12 protein-coding genes are annotated in these 17,994 nt (G+C 74.7%); 7 read left to right on the top strand and 5 right to left on the bottom strand.

Annotated elements, in window-relative coordinates; genetic code table 11:
* Positions 1–51 precede the first annotated feature (51 nt).
* From H2O74_RS12055 to narI, 4 genes are read left to right on the top strand one after another with little or no spacing between them, the layout of a single operon-like run.
* The gene (locus tag H2O74_RS12055) at positions 52–3,852 is read left to right on the top strand and encodes a nitrate reductase subunit alpha (protein ID WP_220458071.1); all 3,801 of its coding nucleotides are present in this window, start codon (positions 52–54) and stop codon (positions 3,850–3,852) included.
* A gap of 1 nt (position 3,853) precedes the next feature.
* Entirely contained in the window at positions 3,854–5,653 is a 1,800-nt protein-coding gene (gene narH, locus H2O74_RS12050; RefSeq protein ID WP_182111803.1) for a nitrate reductase subunit beta, read from the top strand.
* Positions 5,650–6,324 carry a nitrate reductase molybdenum cofactor assembly chaperone gene (narJ, locus tag H2O74_RS12045; RefSeq protein ID WP_182111802.1) on the top strand — a complete coding sequence of 225 codons (675 nt, stop codon included), beginning with the start codon at positions 5,650–5,652 and terminating at the stop codon, positions 6,322–6,324. Before narH ends, narJ begins: the two co-directional genes overlap by 4 nt.
* Positions 6,321–7,079 carry a respiratory nitrate reductase subunit gamma gene (gene narI, locus H2O74_RS12040; protein ID WP_182111801.1) on the top strand — a complete coding sequence of 253 codons (759 nt, stop codon included), beginning with the start codon at positions 6,321–6,323 and terminating at the stop codon, positions 7,077–7,079. Before narJ ends, narI begins: the two co-directional genes overlap by 4 nt.
* Positions 7,080–7,130: 51 nt before the next feature.
* Here the strand turns inward: narI and H2O74_RS12035 are convergent, their stop codons facing one another.
* Entirely contained in the window at positions 7,131–8,144 is a 1,014-nt protein-coding gene (locus H2O74_RS12035) for an ATP-binding protein (RefSeq protein ID WP_182111800.1), read from the bottom strand.
* Positions 8,145–8,355: 211 nt separating this feature from the next.
* Here H2O74_RS12035 and H2O74_RS12030 point away from each other — a divergent pair, with 211 nt between their 5' ends.
* The 3 genes from H2O74_RS12030 (at position 8,356) to H2O74_RS12020 (ending at position 13,713) form a co-directional block, all read left to right on the top strand.
* Positions 8,356–10,200, top strand: coding sequence for a bifunctional diguanylate cyclase/phosphodiesterase (locus tag H2O74_RS12030; protein WP_182111799.1), 1,845 nt, complete (start codon positions 8,356–8,358; stop codon positions 10,198–10,200).
* A gap of 186 nt (positions 10,201–10,386) precedes the next feature.
* The gene (locus tag H2O74_RS12025) at positions 10,387–11,226 is read left to right on the top strand and encodes a VOC family protein (RefSeq protein WP_182114250.1); all 840 of its coding nucleotides are present in this window, start codon (positions 10,387–10,389) and stop codon (positions 11,224–11,226) included.
* A gap of 87 nt (positions 11,227–11,313) precedes the next feature.
* Complete coding sequence (locus H2O74_RS12020; protein ID WP_182111798.1) at positions 11,314–13,713, top strand: bifunctional diguanylate cyclase/phosphodiesterase; 2,400 nt, start codon at positions 11,314–11,316, stop codon at positions 13,711–13,713.
* Between the two features lie 35 nt (positions 13,714–13,748).
* Here the strand turns inward: H2O74_RS12020 and H2O74_RS12015 are convergent, their stop codons facing one another.
* The 4 genes from H2O74_RS12015 to H2O74_RS12000 all read right to left on the bottom strand — a co-directional run bounded on the left by H2O74_RS12015 (position 13,749) and on the right by H2O74_RS12000 (position 17,946).
* Positions 13,749–14,333: a DUF6328 family protein gene (locus tag H2O74_RS12015; protein ID WP_220457959.1), complete on the bottom strand. Its 585-nt coding sequence runs from the start codon at positions 14,331–14,333 to the stop codon at positions 13,749–13,751.
* Between the two features lie 239 nt (positions 14,334–14,572).
* Entirely contained in the window at positions 14,573–15,127 is a 555-nt protein-coding gene (locus H2O74_RS12010; protein ID WP_255491598.1) for an NYN domain-containing protein, read from the bottom strand.
* Between the two features lie 29 nt (positions 15,128–15,156).
* Entirely contained in the window at positions 15,157–16,509 is a 1,353-nt protein-coding gene (locus tag H2O74_RS12005; RefSeq protein WP_182111797.1) for a Glu/Leu/Phe/Val dehydrogenase, read from the bottom strand.
* 270 nt (positions 16,510–16,779) lie between these two features.
* Entirely contained in the window at positions 16,780–17,946 is a 1,167-nt protein-coding gene (locus tag H2O74_RS12000) for a M15 family metallopeptidase (protein WP_182111796.1), read from the bottom strand.
* Positions 17,947–17,994: the final 48 nt, after the last annotated feature.

The raw sequence follows: 17,994 nt of genomic DNA, 5'->3' as shown, positions 1-17,994 counted from the left end.
GCCCCGGAGCGACGACCACCCGGACCTCTCGAGAGGACACGCACCGTGACCATCCACGACGCCCCGCAGGCCGCTCCGGGCTCGGGGCCGGGCCTGGACGGCCCCGCCTCCGACGTCGTCCTGCGGCTGGGCAGGTACCTGCGGCGCGGCGAGGTCTCCGACGACCTGCGGACCATCCACAAGGAGGGCGGCCGCGACGCCGACGCGTTCTACCGGGACCGGTGGAGCCACGACAAGGTCGTCCGCTCGACCCACGGCGTCAACTGCACCGGCTCGTGCTCGTGGAAGGTCTACGTCAAGGACGGGATCATCACGTGGGAGTCGCAGCAGACCGACTACCCCTCGGTGGGGCCGGACAGCCCCGAGTACGAGCCCCGCGGCTGCCCCCGCGGTGCGGCCTTCAGCTGGTACACGTACTCGCCGACGCGGATCCGCTACCCGTACGTGCGCGGCGTGCTGCTCGAGATGTTCCGCGACGCGAAGATCGCGGTCGGCGGCGACCCCGTCGAGGCGTGGGCGCACATCGTCGAGGACCCCATCCGGGCCGCCCACTACAAGTCCGTGCGCGGGCAGGGCGGCCTCGTGCGCGCCTCCTGGGACGAGGCGATCGAGATCGCGGCCGCGGCGCAGGTCCACACGATCCGCCGGTACGGCCCGGACCGCGTCGCCGGCTTCTCGCCGATCCCCGCGATGTCGATGGTCTCCCACGGCGCGGGCGCCAGGTACCACGCGCTCCTCGGCGCCCCGATGCTCTCGTTCTACGACTGGTACGCGGACCTGCCGGTGGCCTCGCCCCAGGTGTTCGGCGACCAGACCGACGTGCCGGAGTCGGGGGACTGGTGGAACGCCGGGTACCTCATCATGTGGGGCTCGAACCTGCCGGTCACCCGCACGCCGGACGCGCACTGGATGGCCGAGGCGCGCTACCGCGGCCAGAAGGTCGTCGCCGTCTCGCCCGACTACGCCGACAACGTCAAGTTCGCCGACGAGTGGCTCGCCGTGCAGCCGGGGACCGACGGCGCGCTCGCGATGGCGATGGGCCATGTGACGCTGCGCGAGTTCTTCGTCGAGCGCCGGACCCCGTACTTCGCCGACTACGTCACGCGGTACACCGACCTGCCGTTCCTCGTGCGGCTCGACGAGGACGCGGACGGCGCGTACGTGCCGGGCAAGTTCCTCACCGCCGCCGACCTGCCGGGCGCCGAGGCGGAGACCGAGAACGCCCACTTCAAGACCGTCCTGCTCGACTCCCGGACGGGCGCGCCCGCCGTCCCGAACGGCACGCTCGGGGACCACTACGGCCCGGCGGGCGAGGGGCGGTGGAACCTGGACCTCGGCGACGTCGAGCCGGCCCTGAGCCTGCTCGACATCGCGCCGTCCCGGCGCACCGCGACCGGGGACCCGACGGCCGTCGAGGTCGACCTGCCCCGCTTCGACACGCTCGACGGCGCCGCGTCCAGCGCCCGCCGCGGCGTGCCGGTGCGGCGGGTCGGCGGCCACCTGGTCACGACGGTCTTCGACCTCCTGCTCGCGCAGTACGGCGTGGGCCGGCCCGGGCTGCCCGGCGCCTGGCCCACCGGGTACGACGACGCCTCCCAGCCCTGCACGCCCGCGTGGCAGGAGCAGTTCACGGGCGTCCCGGCGGCCAAGGCGGAGCGGATCGGGCGCGAATTCGCGGCCAACGCCGAGGAGTCGCGCGGGCGCTCGATGATCCTCATGGGCGCCGGCACCAACCACTGGTTCCACTCGGACACCATCTACCGCTCGTTCCTCGCGCTCACGACGCTCACGGGCTGCCAGGGCGTCAACGGGGGCGGCTGGGCCCACTACGTGGGCCAGGAGAAGGTCCGCCCGATCACGGGCTTCACGACCTACGGCATGGCGATGGACTGGGCCAGGCCGCCGCGCACCATGGTCCAGACGGCCTACTGGTACCTGCACACCGACCAGTTCCGCTACGACGCCTTCGGCGCCGACACGCTGACCTCGGCCCGGCCGGGGCCCGGGCGTGAGGCCGCGGGGAGCCTGGCCGGCAAGACCACCGCCGACGTGATCGCGCAGTCGGCCCGCATGGGCTGGATGCCGTCGTACCCGACGTTCGACCGCAACCCGCTGGACCTGGCGGACGAGGCCGACGCGGCCGGGATCCCGGTGACCGAGCACGTGCCGGCCGAGCTGAAGGCGGGCCGCCTGCGCTTCGCCGCGGAGGACCCCGACGCGCGGGAGAACGTCCCGCGCGTGCTGACCGTGTGGCGGGCGAACCTCCTCGGCTCGTCCGGCAAGGGGGACGAGTACTTCCTGCACCACCTGCTCGGTGCGGCGTCGAACCTGCGCGCGCAGGAGGCGCCGCCCGGTGCCCGGCCCCGCGACGTCGTCTGGCGCGACGAGGCGCCGACGGGGAAGCTCGACCTGCTGCTGACGTTCGACTTCCGCATGACGAGCACGACCGTCTACTCCGACGTCGTGCTGCCGGCCGCGACCTGGTACGAGAAGCACGACCTGAGCAGCACGGACATGCACCCGTTCGTGAACTCGTTCACGCCCGCGATCGCACCGCCGTGGCAGACCCGGACGGACTTCGAGATCTTCCACACCCTGGCCCGGCGCTTCAGCGCGCTCGCGGCCACGCACCTCGGGGTGCGCCGGGACGTGGTGGCCGTGCCGCTCATGCACGACACACCGGACGAGATGGCGAACCCGCACGGGCGCGTGCAGGACTGGAAGGACGGCACGTGCGAGCCCGTCCCGGGGCGCACGATGCCCAAGCTCGTCGTCGTCGAGCGCGACTACGCCGCGGTCGCGACGAAGCTCGCGACCCTGGGCCCGCTCGCGGAGACGCTCGGGCTCTCGACCAAGGGCGTGACGTTCGACGTCGGCCCGGAGGTCGAGTACCTCGCGAGCAAGAACGGCGTGGCGGGCCGCACGCCGGGCGGCGTCGCCGACGGGCGCCCGCTGCTCACGCGCGACGTGCACGCCTGCGAGGCGATCCTCGCGCTGTCCGGCACCACCAACGGACGCCTCGCGGTGCAGGGGTTCCACACGCTGGAGAAGCGGACCGGGACGCGCATGGCCGACCTGGCCGCCGAGCACGAGGGCAAGCAGGTCACCTTCACGGACACCCAGGCGGCGCCGACGACGGTGATCACGTCCCCCGAGTGGTCGGGCACCGAGCACGGCGGGCGGCGCTACTCGCCGTTCACCGTCAACGTCGAGCGGCTCAAGCCGTGGCACACCCTCACGGGCCGCCAGCAGTTCTACCTGGACCACGACTGGATCACGGAGATCGGCGAGGGGCTGCCGGTCTTCCGGCCGCCCCTGAACATGCAGGCGCTCTTCGGCGAGCCGCCCCTGGGGGAGGTGGGCGACGCGGCGGCGACGGGCGGACCGGGCAGCGTGGGGGTCACGGTGCGGTACCTGACCCCGCACAACAAGTGGTCCATCCACTCGGAGTACCAGGACAACCTGTTCATGCTCTCCCTGTCGCGCGGCGGCCCGATGATCTGGATGAGCGACCGCGACGCGGTCAAGGTGGGCATCGCCGACAACGACTGGGTCGAGGCGGTGAACCGCAACGGCGTCGTCGTCGCGCGCGCGGTGGTCTCCCACCGCATGCCCGAGGGCACGGTCTTCATGCACCACGCCCAGGACCGCCTCATCGACGTCCCGCTCTCCCAGACGACGGGACGGCGCGGCGGCATCCACAACTCGCTCACGCGCCTGCTGGTCAAGCCGAGCCACCTCATCGGCGGCTACGCGCAGCTGTCCTACGCGTTCAACTACCTCGGCCCGACGGGCAACCAGCGCGACGAGGTCACTGTCATCCGGCGACGGAGCCAGGAGGTGGAGTACTGACATGCGCGTCATGGCTCAGATGGCGATGGTCATGAACCTCGACAAGTGCATCGGGTGCCACACGTGCTCGGTGACCTGCAAGCAGGCGTGGACGAACCGCACGGGCACGGAGTACGTCTGGTTCAACAACGTCGAGACGCGTCCGGGACGCGGCTACCCGCGCACCTACGAGGACCAGGAGAGGTGGCGGGGCGGCTGGACCCTGAACCGGCGCGGCCGCCTCCAGCTCAAGGCCGGCGGGCGCCTGAGGAACCTCAGCACCATCTTCTCGAGCCCGCGGATGCCCTCGATCGGCGACTACTACGAGCCATGGACCTACGACTACGAGAAGCTCACGACCGCGCCGGTCCAGGAGCACACGCCGGTCGCGCGGCCGGTGTCGCTGATCAGCGGCAAGAACCTCGCCGTCTCGTGGAGCGCCAACTGGGACGACGACCTCGGCGGCTCCGCGGACCTCATGACGACGGACCCCGTCCTGGCGAAGATCTCGGACAAGGTCAAGCTCGAGTTCGAGCAGACGTTCATGTTCTACCTGCCGCGCATCTGCGAGCACTGCCTCAACCCCTCGTGCGCGGCGTCGTGCCCCTCGGGCGCGATCTACAAGCGCGAGGAGGACGGCATCGTCCTGGTCGACCAGGACGCGTGCCGCGGCTGGCGCAAGTGCATCACCGGCTGCCCGTACAAGAAGGTCTACTTCAACCACCGCACGGGCAAGGCCGAGAAGTGCACGTTCTGCTTCCCGCGGGTCGAGGTCGGCCTGCCCACCGTCTGCTCGGAGACGTGCGTCGGGCGGCTGCGCTACATCGGCCTGGTCCTGTACGACGCCGACCGCGTGCTCGAGGCGGCGAGCGAGCCCGACGAGCACGCGCTGCTCGCCGCGCAGCGCAGCGTGCTGCTGGACCCGCACGACCCCCACGTGCAGCGCGAGGCCGAGAGGGCGGGCATCCCGCACGACTGGGTCGAGGCCGCCCAGCGCTCGCCGGTCTGGCGGCTCATCCACGACTACGAGGTGGCGCTGCCGCTGCACCCGGAGTACCGCACCATGCCGATGGTCTGGTACATCCCGCCGCTCTCGCCGGTGGTCGACGTCGTCGCGGAGACCGGCGAGGACGCCGAGGACCCGCACAACCTCTTCGCGGCGATCGACACGCTGCGCATCCCCGCCGAGTACCTCGCCGAGCTGTTCACGGCGGGCGACACCGTTCCGGTCGTCGGCGTGCTCAAGCGGCTCGCGGCGATGCGCTCGTACATGCGGGACCTGAGCATGGGCCGCGAGGGCGACCCGCGGATCCCGGCTGCCGTCGGCATGGACGAGCAGAGCATGTACGAGATGTACCGCCTGCTCGCCCTCGCGAAGTACGACGAGCGGTACGTGATCCCGAGCGCGCACGCGGAGCAGGCCCACGGCCTCGAGGAGCTCGCGACCGAGTGCAGCCTGGACTACGACGGCGGTCCGGGCATGGGTGGGTCCGGTCCCTTCGGCGAGGGCTCGGGGCCGGGGTTCTCCGACCCGGTCGCCGTCGAGAACTTCCACATGCTCAAGGCCCGCCAGACGTCGGACACCGTCGCCGACCCCGCGTCGCGCGGCGCCAAGGTCAACCTGCTCAACTGGGACGGCAAGAGCGCACCGCCGGGCCTGTTCCCGCCGCGCAGCGACGAGCAGGGCGGCGGGGTGCCGGACGGCGCCTCGCGCGCGGACCTGCGTGAGCCGGACGTGCCGACCGACGCGGCGCAGGTCCGGCCGCTGCCCTCGGGTGGCTCGGACTCCGGCCCCACCGGCTCGGGGACGGCGCCACGATGAACCGGGGCCAGCGCGCCGCGACCGCCCGCCGGGTCGCGAGCCGGGAGACGGCGCTCGTGCACCGCCTCGCGGCCCTGACGCTCGAGTACCCGACGGCGGAGCTCGTCGGGCTGGTCCCGACCCTCGCCGGCGCGACGACGGAGCTGGCGCCCCGCCTGCGCGCCCCGTTCGAGCCGCTCCTGGAGCACCTGGCCGCGCGCGACCTCGGCGACCTCCAGGCGCAGTACGTCGCGACGTTCGACCTCAAGCGGCGGTGCTCGCCCTACCTGACGTACTTCTCCTACGGCGACACGCGCAAGCGCGGCGTCGCCCTGGTCGAGTTCAAGCAGGCCTGCCGCCGCGCGGGCTTCGAGGTCGTCGACGACGAGCTGCCCGACCACCTGTGCGTGGTCCTCGAGCTCTCCTCGTCCCCGCACCCGGCGGCGCAGGAGGAAGGGCTGCGGCTGCTGCTCGCGCACCGGGCGGGGCTGGAGCTGCTGCGGCTCGCGCTGCTCGACGTCGGCTCGCCGTGGGCGGGCGCGCTCGTCGCCGTCTGCGCGACGCTCCCGGCGCTCGGGGGCGACGAGCACGAGGCCGTCGAGCGGCTCGCCGCGCAGGGGCCGCCCGACGAGGAGGTCGGGCTGGACGCGTACGGACCCGTTCAACTGCCCACGCCGGGAGCACGCCGATGACCTCCACCGACATCGTCCTGTGGGTCGTGATCCCGTACCTGTGCCTCGCGGTGTTCGTCCTCGGGCACGTGTGGCGCTACCGGTACGACAAGTTCGGGTGGACCACGCGCTCGTCCCAGCTCTACGAGAGCCGGCTGCTGCGCTGGGCGAGCCCGCTCTTCCACGTCGGGATCCTCGCCGTCTTCCTCGGCCACGTCATGGGGCTCGGGATCCCGAAGTCCTGGACGCAGGCCGTGGGCCTCGGCGAAGCGGCGTACCACGCCATGGCCGTGGGCATCGGCGGGGTCGCGGGGCTGTGCACCGTCGTCGGGATGGCGCTGCTGATCTACCGCCGCCGGACGGTCGGTCCCGTGTTCAGCGCCACCACGCCCATGGACAAGGTGATGTACCTGGTGCTGGCCGTGGTCATCGTCCTCGGCCTGTGGAACACGGTCGCGGGCTCGGTCCTCAACCTCGGCGGGGACTACGACTACCGCGACGGCGTCTCCGTGTGGTTCCGGGGGATCTTCCGGTTCGACCTGCACCCCGAGCTGATGGCGGACGCGCCGGTCGGGTTCCAGCTGCACGGCATGAGCGCGATGCTCCTGTTCGCGCTGTGGCCCTTCACGCGGCTCGTCCACGTCTTCAGCGCGCCGGTCGGCTACCTCTGGCGGCCCTACGTCGTGTACCGCTCACGGCCCGACCGCCGTGGCACACGCCCCGCGCCGCGCGGGTGGGACGAGGTGCCGGGCCGGGAGCCGTCCGGGCGGCGCTGAGCCCGGCGCGCCCGGGCGGGCTCCCGTCGGCGCCGGTCCGGTGGTGCGCGGTCAGTCGAGCGGACCGGACCACGGTCGCGGGGGCAGGCCGTCCGCCTGTCGCGTCATCTCGCGGGTCATCCACCGGCGCAGCTCCACGAGGCGCGGCGGCGTCGCCAGGCTGAGCAGCGCAGCCGTCTGCGCGTAGGCGTCGAGCTGGTCCATCGCGTCCTGCCAGGCCTGGAGCATCTCCGTGCTGGCCGACGAGGACGGGAGACGCAGGTCGATGGTGTCGTCGCCCCGGAGCAGGGCGGTGGTGCGCTGCGCCTCGACGGTGGCGATGTCCCCGCCGTGGCCCGCCGCCATGCGCTGCGCGAGGGCCAGCAGCCCCTGCGGCGCGGCGCCCTCCACGCCCTGGGTCAGCAGCGCGCACTCACGCAGCACACCGCTGGAGTGCTCGCGCCCACGGATCCCGAGGCGGACCGGGTAGCCGACCAGCACGACGGCGGGGCGCTCGCCGCCGTCCGCGGGGTCGCCCACGGCCTGTCCGTGCACGACCGGCACGGCCTCCGCGCGGCCGGGGCCGAGCAGCAGCTCGTCGCCGTCCGGCCACGCCGCCAGGATCGTGTCGGGGTCCAGCGCGTCGCCCACGGGGCCGCCGGTGGCCGCGTCGAGCTCGCACCACACGGCCTTCGACCCGTCGTCGAGCAGCTCGACCCCCCAGGACCGGGCGAGCAGGCCGACCATCTCCATGCCGCGGCCGGTGGCCGAGCGCACCGTGTGCACCAGGCGGCGGGGCATGCCCGTCGAGCGGTCACGGACCTCGAGCCGCACCACGTCCGGCGAGGTCTCGACGCCGACGTGGACCTCGGTGCGGGCGTGCAGGACGGCGTTGGTCACGAGCTCGGAGATGCACGCCTCGGCGCGGTCGCGCAGGTCCTCGTCGAGCTCCGCGAGCGCGCGCGAGACGAGCCGGCGCGCGAGGGGCACCGAGGCGGGGGCCGCGGGCAGGGTGACCAGGCGCGGCCCGGCGGTCCCGCCGCCCGCGACGTCGCGGGAGCGGGAGCCGGGCGCGGGGTGGCTCATCGGTGCCTCCAGGTGCCTCCAGATGCCGCCCGGGGCGGCGACATCATCAGGACACACCGTGAGAGGGGTGACGAACCGGACTATGACGCGAGTCGCCGGTGTGCGTCGTGGCCCGCAGCCACGGTGCGGCCCCCGTCCAGCGCCGCGCGGCGCGCACTCGTGGTCCCGGACCGCTACACCCGGGCGGCGTCCGGCCGATGAGTTCCGCGAGATGCAGGAGCCACGTGAGATCCCCGACCCCGTGACCGACGAGCCGGAGCCTGACCCGGCCCTGGACGGTCTCCTCGCCCTGGCGCGGGACCTCGCCGGGGCGACGGAGCCCGGGGCGGTGAGCCGGGTGCTGAGCACCGCGATGCCGCGCGTCGTCGGGAGCGACACGTCGGCCGTGATGCTGTGGGACCCCGCCGCGGGAGCGCTGCGCGCGGTCGCGAGCCACGGCGTGTCCGACCGCCAGGAGGCCCTGCTGCGCTCGACCGACGTCCGGGCCGAGGTGTTCCCCGAGATGGTCGAGCTGCTGACCCACCGCCGGGTGCTCGTCGTCGACTCCCACGCCGCGAGCGCGCCGCTCGGCGCGCTGCTCGAGTCGCTGGACCTGCGCTCCGTCGTCGTCGCGCCGCTGGTCGCGGGGGAGACGCTCCTGGGCGTGGTCACGGCGGGCTGGCGCGGCGCGCGGCCGTCGGGCGACGCGTCCCGGACGCTCGCGCGGATCCGCGGCGTCGCCGACGTCGGCTCCATCGCGCTCCACACGACCCGGCTCCTGGCCGCGGTGCAGCACCACGCCCGCTACGACGGCCTCACCGGGCTGCCGAACCGGGCCCTGTTCACGCGCGAGCTCGACGACGCCCTGCGCGACGTCGTCCCCGGCACGGGCACCGCGGTGCTCTTCTGCGACCTGGACCGGTTCCGCACCGTCAACGACGCCCTGGGCCACGCGGCGGGGGACGAGCTGCTGCGTCAGGTCGCGGCCCGCCTGCGCGCGGAGCTGCGGCCCATCGACGTCGTCGGGCGCCTCAGCGGCGACGAGTTCGCCGTGCGCCTGCACGACGCCGACGAGCACGCCGCGCTGGCCGTGGCCAGCCGCGTGGTGGACGCGCTGGACCAGCCCTTCCGCATCGACGGACGCGAGGTGCGGGTCACCGTCAGCGTCGGCGTCGCGGTCCACACCGGCCCGGACGGCCGCGGCGAGCGCCTGCTGGCGGCGGCGGACGCGGCGATGTCCAAGGCCAAGGAGCACGGCCGGGACCAGGTCGCGCTCTTCGGGGAGGTCGCGGCGGGCTCCGTCGTGCCCTCGCTCGAGTCCGAGCTGTCGCACGCGATCGACCGCGGGCAGCTGCGGCTCTACTTCCAGCCCGTGCTGCACGTCGGGGGCGACCCGCGGGGCGTCGTCGGCGGTGAGGCGCTGCTGCGCTGGGCCCACCCCCGCCTGGGCCTGCTCGGTCCCGGGGCGTTCCTGCCGCTGGCCGAGGAGAGCGGCCTGGTGAGCAGCCTGGACCTGTGGGCGATCGACGCGGCCTGCGCGGCGCTCGCCGGCTGGACCACGGCCCCGGGCGGCGAGCCGATGCGCGTCGCGGTGAACCTCGCGAGCCGCACGCTCCTGGATCCGCGGCTGCTGCCGGCGGTGCGCGCGGCCCTGACCGAGCACGGCGTCACCGCCGACCAGCTGCACCTGGAGCTGGTGGAGACCCGGTCGCTCGCCGACATGCCGGGTGTCACGGCGCAGCTCGTGGAGCTGCGGCGCCTGGGCGTGCGGATCTCCCTGGACGACTTCGGCACCGGCTACTCGACGCTGACGTGGCTCCAGTCGCTGCCCATCGACCAGATCAAGATCGACCGCAGCTTCACCAAGCAGCTGCCCTTCGACGGTGCGTCCGTCGCGGTGGTGCGCGGGGTGATGGCGCTCGCTCGCGAGCTGGGGATCGAGGTCATCGCGGAGGGGGTCGAGGAGCCGGCGCAGCTGACGATGCTCCAGGACCTGGGCTGCTCGATGGTGCAGGGCTACCTCCTGGGCCGCCCCTCGCCGGTGCTCGACCAGCGCGTCCGCACCGCCGTCGCCTGAGTCGGTCGGTCGGTCGGTCGGGCCGGTGGGGCCGGGAACACGCGCGCCGGGCGTATAGTTGCATCAACAACTGTTGCCGCGAAGCCCCGGAGGACCCCAGTGACCATCGCACCCGACCCCGCACCCGGCCCCGCGCCCGCCACCCGGGCCCGACCCGCCGACGAGCTCCTCGCCGGCGACACCGCGATGGGCCCGGTGGCGCTGCACGTCGCCGACCTCGACGCCATGACGTCCTACTACCGCGACGTGCTCACGCTCGAGGTGCTCTCGGCCGTCGGTGACACCGTGACCCTGGGCCGCGCGGGCGTCCCGCTCGTCGTCCTGCGGCACGGGCCCCGGCTCGCGGCGGCGTCGCCCGGGCACGCGGGCCTGTTCCACACCGCCCTGCTCTTCGAGTCCCCGACCGCGCTCGCGGGAGCGCTGGCCACGGTCGCGCGTCGCGGCGCCGGCACCTACACGGGCAGCGCGGACCACCTCGTGAGCCAGGCGTTCTACCTGACCGACCCCGAGGGCAACGGCGTCGAGCTGTACGTCGACCGCCCGCGCGAGGCGTGGAGCTGGCGCGACGGCCAGGTCGAGATGGCGAGCCTGCCGCTCGACGCCACCGGCTTCATCCGGCGGCACCTCACGCCCGAGGCGGAGGCACGCCCCGAGGCCTCCGGCGCCGTCGTCGGGCACGTGCACCTCCAGGTCGGCGACATCGCGACCGCGCGGGCGTTCTACGTCGACACGCTCGGGTTCGAGGCGACGTTCGAGATGCCGACCGCGCTCTTCGTCTCGGCCGGCGGCTACCACCACCACATGGCCATGAACACGTGGCGCAGCGCGGGCGCGGCCCGGCGGCCGGTCACGCTCGGGCTCGGGGAGGTCACCATCGACCTGCCCACGCCCGACGACGTCGGCCTGCTCGCCGAGCGGCTGCGCCGGCGCGGTCTCGCCGTGCGCGACGAGGGTGCCTCGCTCGCGGTCGACGACCCGTGGGCCAACCTCGTGCGGGTCCGGGTCGCGGGGGCGTCCGCCGCCTGAGCGGCCGTCCCCCGGACGGCCCAGCGGCTGAGGTCGGGGCCGCCCGACGCTTGATGGCGCACGGGTCCGGCCGATGGTGCGGTCGACATGGGATCTGATCTGACCCGCGACGCGGGCACCACCGTGGCCCTTGCGCTGCGGGGGCGTGGCGCCGTGACGGAGGCCGTCGACGGCGTGCGTCGGAACCTGCTCCCGCGCGGCCGTCGCGACCGCGAGGCCGAGCTCGAGGTCGAGATCGCGGCGCTGCGCGTCCAGCTGGACGAGCTGCGCCGCGCGGCGTCCGACCTGGTGGGCAGCGACGACGTCCCCACGGTCCTGGAGCGCGTCATCGAGCGGGCGGCGTCCGCCGGCCTGACGTCCGCCGCGCTCCTGCTCGTGGCGACGCCCGACGGCGGCTCGGCGTTCCGTGCGCACGGCCTGGGACGCACCGAGGCCGAGCAGCTGGCCGGGCGGGTCCGGCGGGGGGAGCCCCTGGGTCCCGACGCCGTCGTGGTCGACGTCGCCTCCGCCCGGCGCCGGCACGGCCGCCTGGTCGCGTTCTACCCCGAGCCCGCCGCCGCCGCGCAGGGCCGGTACCTGCTGGAGGCGTGCGCCCAGCACGCCGCCGCCGCGCTGGACCTGCTGCTCGCCGTCGAGCGGAACCGGACGGAGGCCACGCGCGCCACGGCGCTCCTGCGCCTCGCGCACGACCTCGCGGTGGCGGCGGACGCCAACGCCGTGGCGCAGGTGACGGCCGACGCGCTGCCGGGCATCGTCGGCAGCACGACCGCCGCGGTGCTCCTGCCGGAGCCCGGCGCCGAGGCGCTCGTGCCCGTCGCGATCGCGGGGCTCGGCGACGACCGGCGCGCCTGGCTCCGCGGCGTGCGGATGCGCTTCGCGGCCCTCCCCGAGCTCGCACCGCTCGCGCAGCGGCGCGAGCCGGTCGTCCTGACGTCGGACGCCGCCAGCCCGGTCCTGGCCGACCTCATGACCCGCATGGGGCTGACCGGCATGCTGGCCGCACCCCTGCTCGCGGGCGAGGCCCTCATGGGCATCGTGCTGGTGGGCTGGGAGGGCGCGGCGCGATCGGTCGAGCTCGAGGAGGCGAAGGTCCGTGTGCTCGGGGCCTCGGACCAGGCGGCGACGGCGCTGCAGAACACGCGCCTGCTCGCGACCGTCCGGCACCAGTCGCTGCACGACGCCCTCACCGGCCTGCCCAACCGCGTGCTCTTCGCGCGGTCGCTGGACCTGACGCTGCGCCAGGCCGCCGCGGGCGTGGGCACGTGCGTGCTGTTCTGCGACCTCGACGCGTTCAAGCGCGTCAACGACGAGCTGGGGCACGCCGCGGGGGACGAGCTGCTGCGCCAGGTCGCGCAGCGCCTGCGCGGCCAGGTCCGTGGCGGCGACGTCGTCGCACGGCTCAGCGGTGACGAGTTCGCCGTCGCGCTGGTCGGGACCCGGGAGGAGGCGCAGGTCGTCGCGGGCCGGATCGTCGCCGCGCTCGAGGAGCCCTTCCGCCTCGACGGCCGCGACGTCCGCGTCACCACGAGCGTCGGCATCTGCGCGCACGTGGGCCCCGACGGGCGCGGCGACCGCATGCTCGCGGCCGCCGACCAGGCGATGTACGACGCCAAGCAGCGGGGCCGCAACCAGGTCGCGGTGGCCGACGACCCGGAGCGCGGGCTGGTCGTGCCCTCCCTCGAGGCCGAGCTGGCCGCCGCGGTCGACGCCGGGCAGCTGCGGCTGTTCTTCCAGCCGCTCGTCGGCGTGCAGGCCAGCGGGTGCGACGTGCGCGGTGCCGAGGCGCTGCTGCGCTGGGCGCACCCGCGGCTCGGGCTGCTCGCGCCCGCCTCGTTCCTGCCGCTGGCCGAGGAGAGCGGGCTGATCACCGAGCTGGACCTGTGGGCCGTGGACGCGGCGTGCGCGGCCCTCGCGGACGAGGGGTCGATGATGCGCCTCGCCGTGAACCTGTCGTGCACCACGCTCATCGACGACCGGCTGGTGCCGGCGGTGCGCGCCTCCCTGGACCGGCACGGCATCGACGCGTCGCGGCTCAACCTCGAGATCGTCGAGAGCGCGTCCCTGCGCGACCTGCCGGGCGTGCTCGACGCGATGAGCCGGCTCCGCGCCCTCGGGGTGCGCATCGCGCTGGACGACTTCGGCACCGGCTACTCGACGCTGGCCTGGCTCCACACGCTGCCCGTCGACCAGATCAAGATCGACCGGAGCTTCGTCGCGCGCCTGCACACCGACCGGGCCTCGCTCGCCGTCGTGCGGGCGGTCCTCTCGCTCGCGGCCGAGCTGGGGCTCGAGGTGGTCGCCGAGGGCGTGGAGGAGGAGGCGCAGCTCGCCGTCCTGCGCGAGGCCGGCTGCGGGCTCGTCCAGGGGTACCTGCTGGGCCGGCCGGGGCCGACCTTCCGTGCCGAGCTCGACCGCGCCGAGCTCGACCGCGCCGAGGTGCCCGCGCCGGCGCGGACGCGCCGCGCGGGCCGCCACGCGAGCCCCTGAGGCGCCCGCTCGGTGCCGACCTGCTCGGTGCCGACCTACTCGGTGCCAGGCCGCAGGGCCTCCGGCTCCGCGCGCGGCCGGCTGCGCGCCAGGACCGCCGGCAGCGCGAACCACGCGAGCACCAGGAACACGAGGACCGAGCCGGCGACCGCGACCGCGGTGGTGCGCCCGGTGACGACGTCGAACACGAGCAGGACGACGCCCGCGACCACGAGCGAGAGCAGGACGAGGCCGACCCGCATGAACCGGTCGGCGCTCGTGACGAGCTCGGACTTCGCGCGGCGACGGAACAGCCAGCGGTGCAGGCTCACGGGGGCGACCACCGTCCCCGTCGTCAGCGCGGCGAGCGCCACGAGCACGAGGTAGAAGGTGCGCTGGGTGTCGGTCAGCTCGGCGAACCGCTCCTGGAACGGCACGGTCAGCAGGAATCCGGTGAGGATCTGGATGCCCGTCTGCGTGACGCGGAGCTCCTGGAGGATCTCGTTCCAGTTCCGGTCCAGCTTCTCCGTCGGGGTCTCGCGTCTCCCGTCCTCGCCGGGTCCCGGCGCAGGGGCGTGCGCGGGGCCGGGGTGCGCCTCGGGAGCGGTGGCGCCTGAACCGTCGTCGGCTCTGTGGGTCATGGTCACATGGTGGCGAAACGAGTGCGCCCCCGCTCGCCGGGGCGAGCGGGGGCGGGTCCGGCAGGTGTCTCACCCGCACAGGGCGTGGCACCCACCAGCGGCCCGTCGTACGGACCGGGTCTCCGCTCTCGCGGGCGACCTGGAGGTTTGACGAGACCATAGGACGCCCGTGACCGGTCCGCACCCCGAACGAGGAACCTCGTCCGGACCCCGGGACCGTGCCGGCCCCGAGGTGCCGCTCAGAGGTAGCGCGTCGGGTCGAACTCCGCGAGCGAGATGATCCGCAGGCGGGGCAGGCGCACGTTGAACGCGCGGACGTCCGTCTCGAGGTCGAACACCTGAAGCCCGCCCTCGGCGAGCTGCTGCAGCGCCGTGCTGGTGAACTCCTTGAACGCCATCATGCCGACGTTGCGCCCGGGGCCGAGGAGCGCGCCGAGCTGGGGCGCGAAGTCGCCGTCGTGGCTCGCGAGCAGCACGTCGCCGTCGCGGTCGGCGAGCGCGTCGAGCGTGCGCTGGATGCCGATGTCGACGACCTTCTCGTGCGCCTCGCCGGCCAGCGGGATCGGCGTGAAGCCGATGGCCACGAGGGCCTGGACGAACGACATCGGCATCGTGCCGTTGGACGCGTTGAGGAAGAACAGCCCCTTGACGTCCTCGCCGCCCCAGACGGTGCGGGCGAACTCGAGCACACGCTCCCAGCGGGGGCGCTCCTCGGGTGCGGGGCGGGCGCCGAGGATCGAGCCGCCGAGCGTCGCGTCGATGTTCTCGCCGTCGACGAGGAGGTAGGTCGTCACGGTCCCGACCCTAGTGCGCCCGTGCTCGGTCAGGGGTACAGGCCGCGCGTGCGGTGGGCCTGGGCGACGCGCTGGACCCCGATGAGCAGGGCGGCGTCGCGCAGCGGCACGCGCTCGCGCCGCGCGACCTCGGCGACGGCGTCGTAGGCGTGCAGCATCCGCTCGGCGAGGCGGTGCTCGATCTCCGCCTCCGTCCACCAGTAGGCCTGCTGCGCCTGCACCCACTCGAAGTAGGACACGACGACGCCGCCCGCGTTCGCGAGGATGTCGGGCACGACGACGACCCCGCGCTCGGTCAGGATGCGGTCGGCCCCGGCGGTCGTCGGGCCGTTGGCGCCCTCGACGACCCAGCGGGCCTTGACCTGGTCCGCGTTCGCCTCGGTGATGACCCCCTCGACCGCCGCCGGGACCAGGACGTCGACGTCGAGCGTGAGCAGGTGCGCGTTGTCCATCGGGTCGGCGCCCGCGAAGCCGACGACCGAGCCCGTCTCGCGCACGTGGTCGAGCAGCCGCGGCACGTCGATGCCGCCGGCGCGGTGCAGGCCGCCGTACTGGTCGGAGACCGCCTCGACGCGCGCGCCGCCCTGGGCGAAGATCGCCGCCGCGTGGGAGCCGACCTTGCCGAAGCCCTGGACCGCGACCCGCACGTCGCGCAGGTCCAGGCCCTGCTCGCGGATCGCCGCGGTCGCCGTGTGGACCACGCCCTGGGACGTGGCCGTGGCCCGCCCCAGCGAGCCGCCCACCTCCAGCGGCTTGCCGGTCACGACGCCGGGGATCGTGTAGCCCTGGTTGACGGAGTAGGTGTCCATCACCCAGGCCATGGTCTGCGCGTCCGTGCCGATGTCGGGGGCCATGATGTCCCGCTCCGGACCGATCATCGGCATGATCTCGCTCGTGTAGCGGCGCGTGACGCGCTCGAGCTCACCCTGGGAGTACCGCCGCGGGTCGATCGCGACGCCACCCTTGGCGCCGCCGTACGGCAGCTCCACGACGGCGCACTTCCACGTCATCCACATCGCGAGGGCGCGGACCTCGTCGACGTCGACGCTCGGGTGGAACCGCAGCCCGCCCTTGCCCGGTCCGCGCGAGACGTTGTGCTGCACCCGGAAGCCGTGGAACAGCTCGGTCGTGCCGTCGTCGCGCCGCAGGGGGATCGCCACGTTGATCTCGCGCCGCGGCGTCGCGAGCATCGCGTGCATGCCGGCGTCGTAGCCCAGCCGCTCGATGGCGCCCGCGAGCTGGGTCTGCGCCGTCGCCAGCGGGCCGGCGTGCGTGGGCCGCGCCGAGTCGGGCGCGATGTCCGGCACCCCGCTGCGCAGGGCTCCGTCGCCGGACGCGGTGGCGGGGGAGTGGGTGGTCGGGTCGACGTCGGTGTCGGCCATCGGTGGCGCCTCCAGGGTCGGTCGCGGCCTCGTCGCCGCGCTGCGCCGCCGGCGGACGTGGGCCGGGGCCGTCCCACTCTCCCACCCGCCGGCCACCCCGGAGCGCACCCCGCCCGGCACGTCCGCGCGACGGCCGGCCCCGCACCACCCCGGGTCGCCCGCTACGTCCGTTCCCAGCGGGTACGTCCGCTGCGCAGGACGTGCTGGGTGGGAACGGACGTGCTCACCGGAGGGGTGGCCGGCGTCCGCGGTCGGTCGGGGGCGGGGTGGTCAGCCGGTGAACTCGAAGTGCCAGTACTCCGGGTTGGAGCCGCCCTGGCGGGCCCAACCCGGGGCGACCCAGCCGTACGCGGGGCCGTGGGCCACGAGCCACTCGTACCGCGCCGAGCCGAAGGCGTACGCCTGCCACTCCCAGGTGTCGAACGCCAGCCCGGTGCCGTGGTTCGACGTGCCCGGACGCGCCGCGGCGGAGCCGTACGCCTCGCGCATCTGGACCTGGTCCTCGTAGGACCGGTAGGTCATGTCGACGGCGATGTTCTCGCCGAACTGCGCCCGGAAGGCCTCGTTCAGCCTGGTCAGGGCCGCAGCGGCGTCGTGGCGCAGCCACTGCTGGTTCCCCTGCGAGTCCTGGCACCAGCCGAGCGGGGACAGCTGCGAGCGCGGCACGCGGCCGTTGCTGCCGTCCCCTGACTCGCTCGGCGTCGAGGTGTAGAAGGTCGGCCCGTCGTTGCGGGGCGGCTCCGCCGACGCGGGGCTGCCGCAGTCGGGGCCGGCGCCGGTGCTGGGCGGTCCGCCGAGGCGCGGTGCCGAGGGCGCGGACGACGGCGCGCGGGCGGCGTCCGCGGCCGCCCGGCGCTCGGCCTCCGCCTGCGCCGCGGCCGCGGCCTCGGCGGCGAGGCGTGCCTCCTCGGCCGCGACCCACTCCTGCTGCGCCTGCACGACGGCGCCCGACGCCGCCACCATCGCGGCCACCGCGGCGTCGAGGTCGGCCGCGACCGGGAGGGCGAGCGAGCCGACGTCGTCGGCGCCCGCGTCCTGCTGCGCCGGCTCGGCCGCGGCGAGCAGCGCCCGCACCGCGTCCATCGCCGCCGCGAGCCCGGCCCGGACGGCGTCGTCGGCCACCTGGCCGGCCGACGCCGCCAGGACGCCGTCGGCCGCCGCCAGCTCGGTCTCGGCCTGGGCCGCGGCGACCGCCCACGCCTCGGCGGCGACGCGCGCCGCCTCGGCCGCCTCCCGTTCCGCCGCCTCGCGTGCCGCCTCCTCGGCGGCGCGCTCCTCCGCCGCGAGCGCCGCCGCCGCAGCGGCACGGTCGTCGCGCGCGTGGCCCGCGCGGACCTGCACGACGACGAGCGTGACGACCAGGGCCAGCACGCACGCCAGGGCCGCGACCGCCGCGAGCTGGGTCCGTCGGGGCAGGGCGGCGAGTCGGGCGAGCACGCCTGCAGTCTCACCGGCGGGTGCGCGCGGTGTCGAACCGGTCAGCGC

Source organism: Actinotalea sp. JY-7876, from assembly GCF_014042015.1.
GTDB lineage: Bacteria > Actinomycetota > Actinomycetes > Actinomycetales > Cellulomonadaceae > Actinotalea.
The sequence above is the reverse complement of the archived record's forward strand: the minus strand, read 5'-3'. Positions and strand labels throughout refer to the sequence as shown.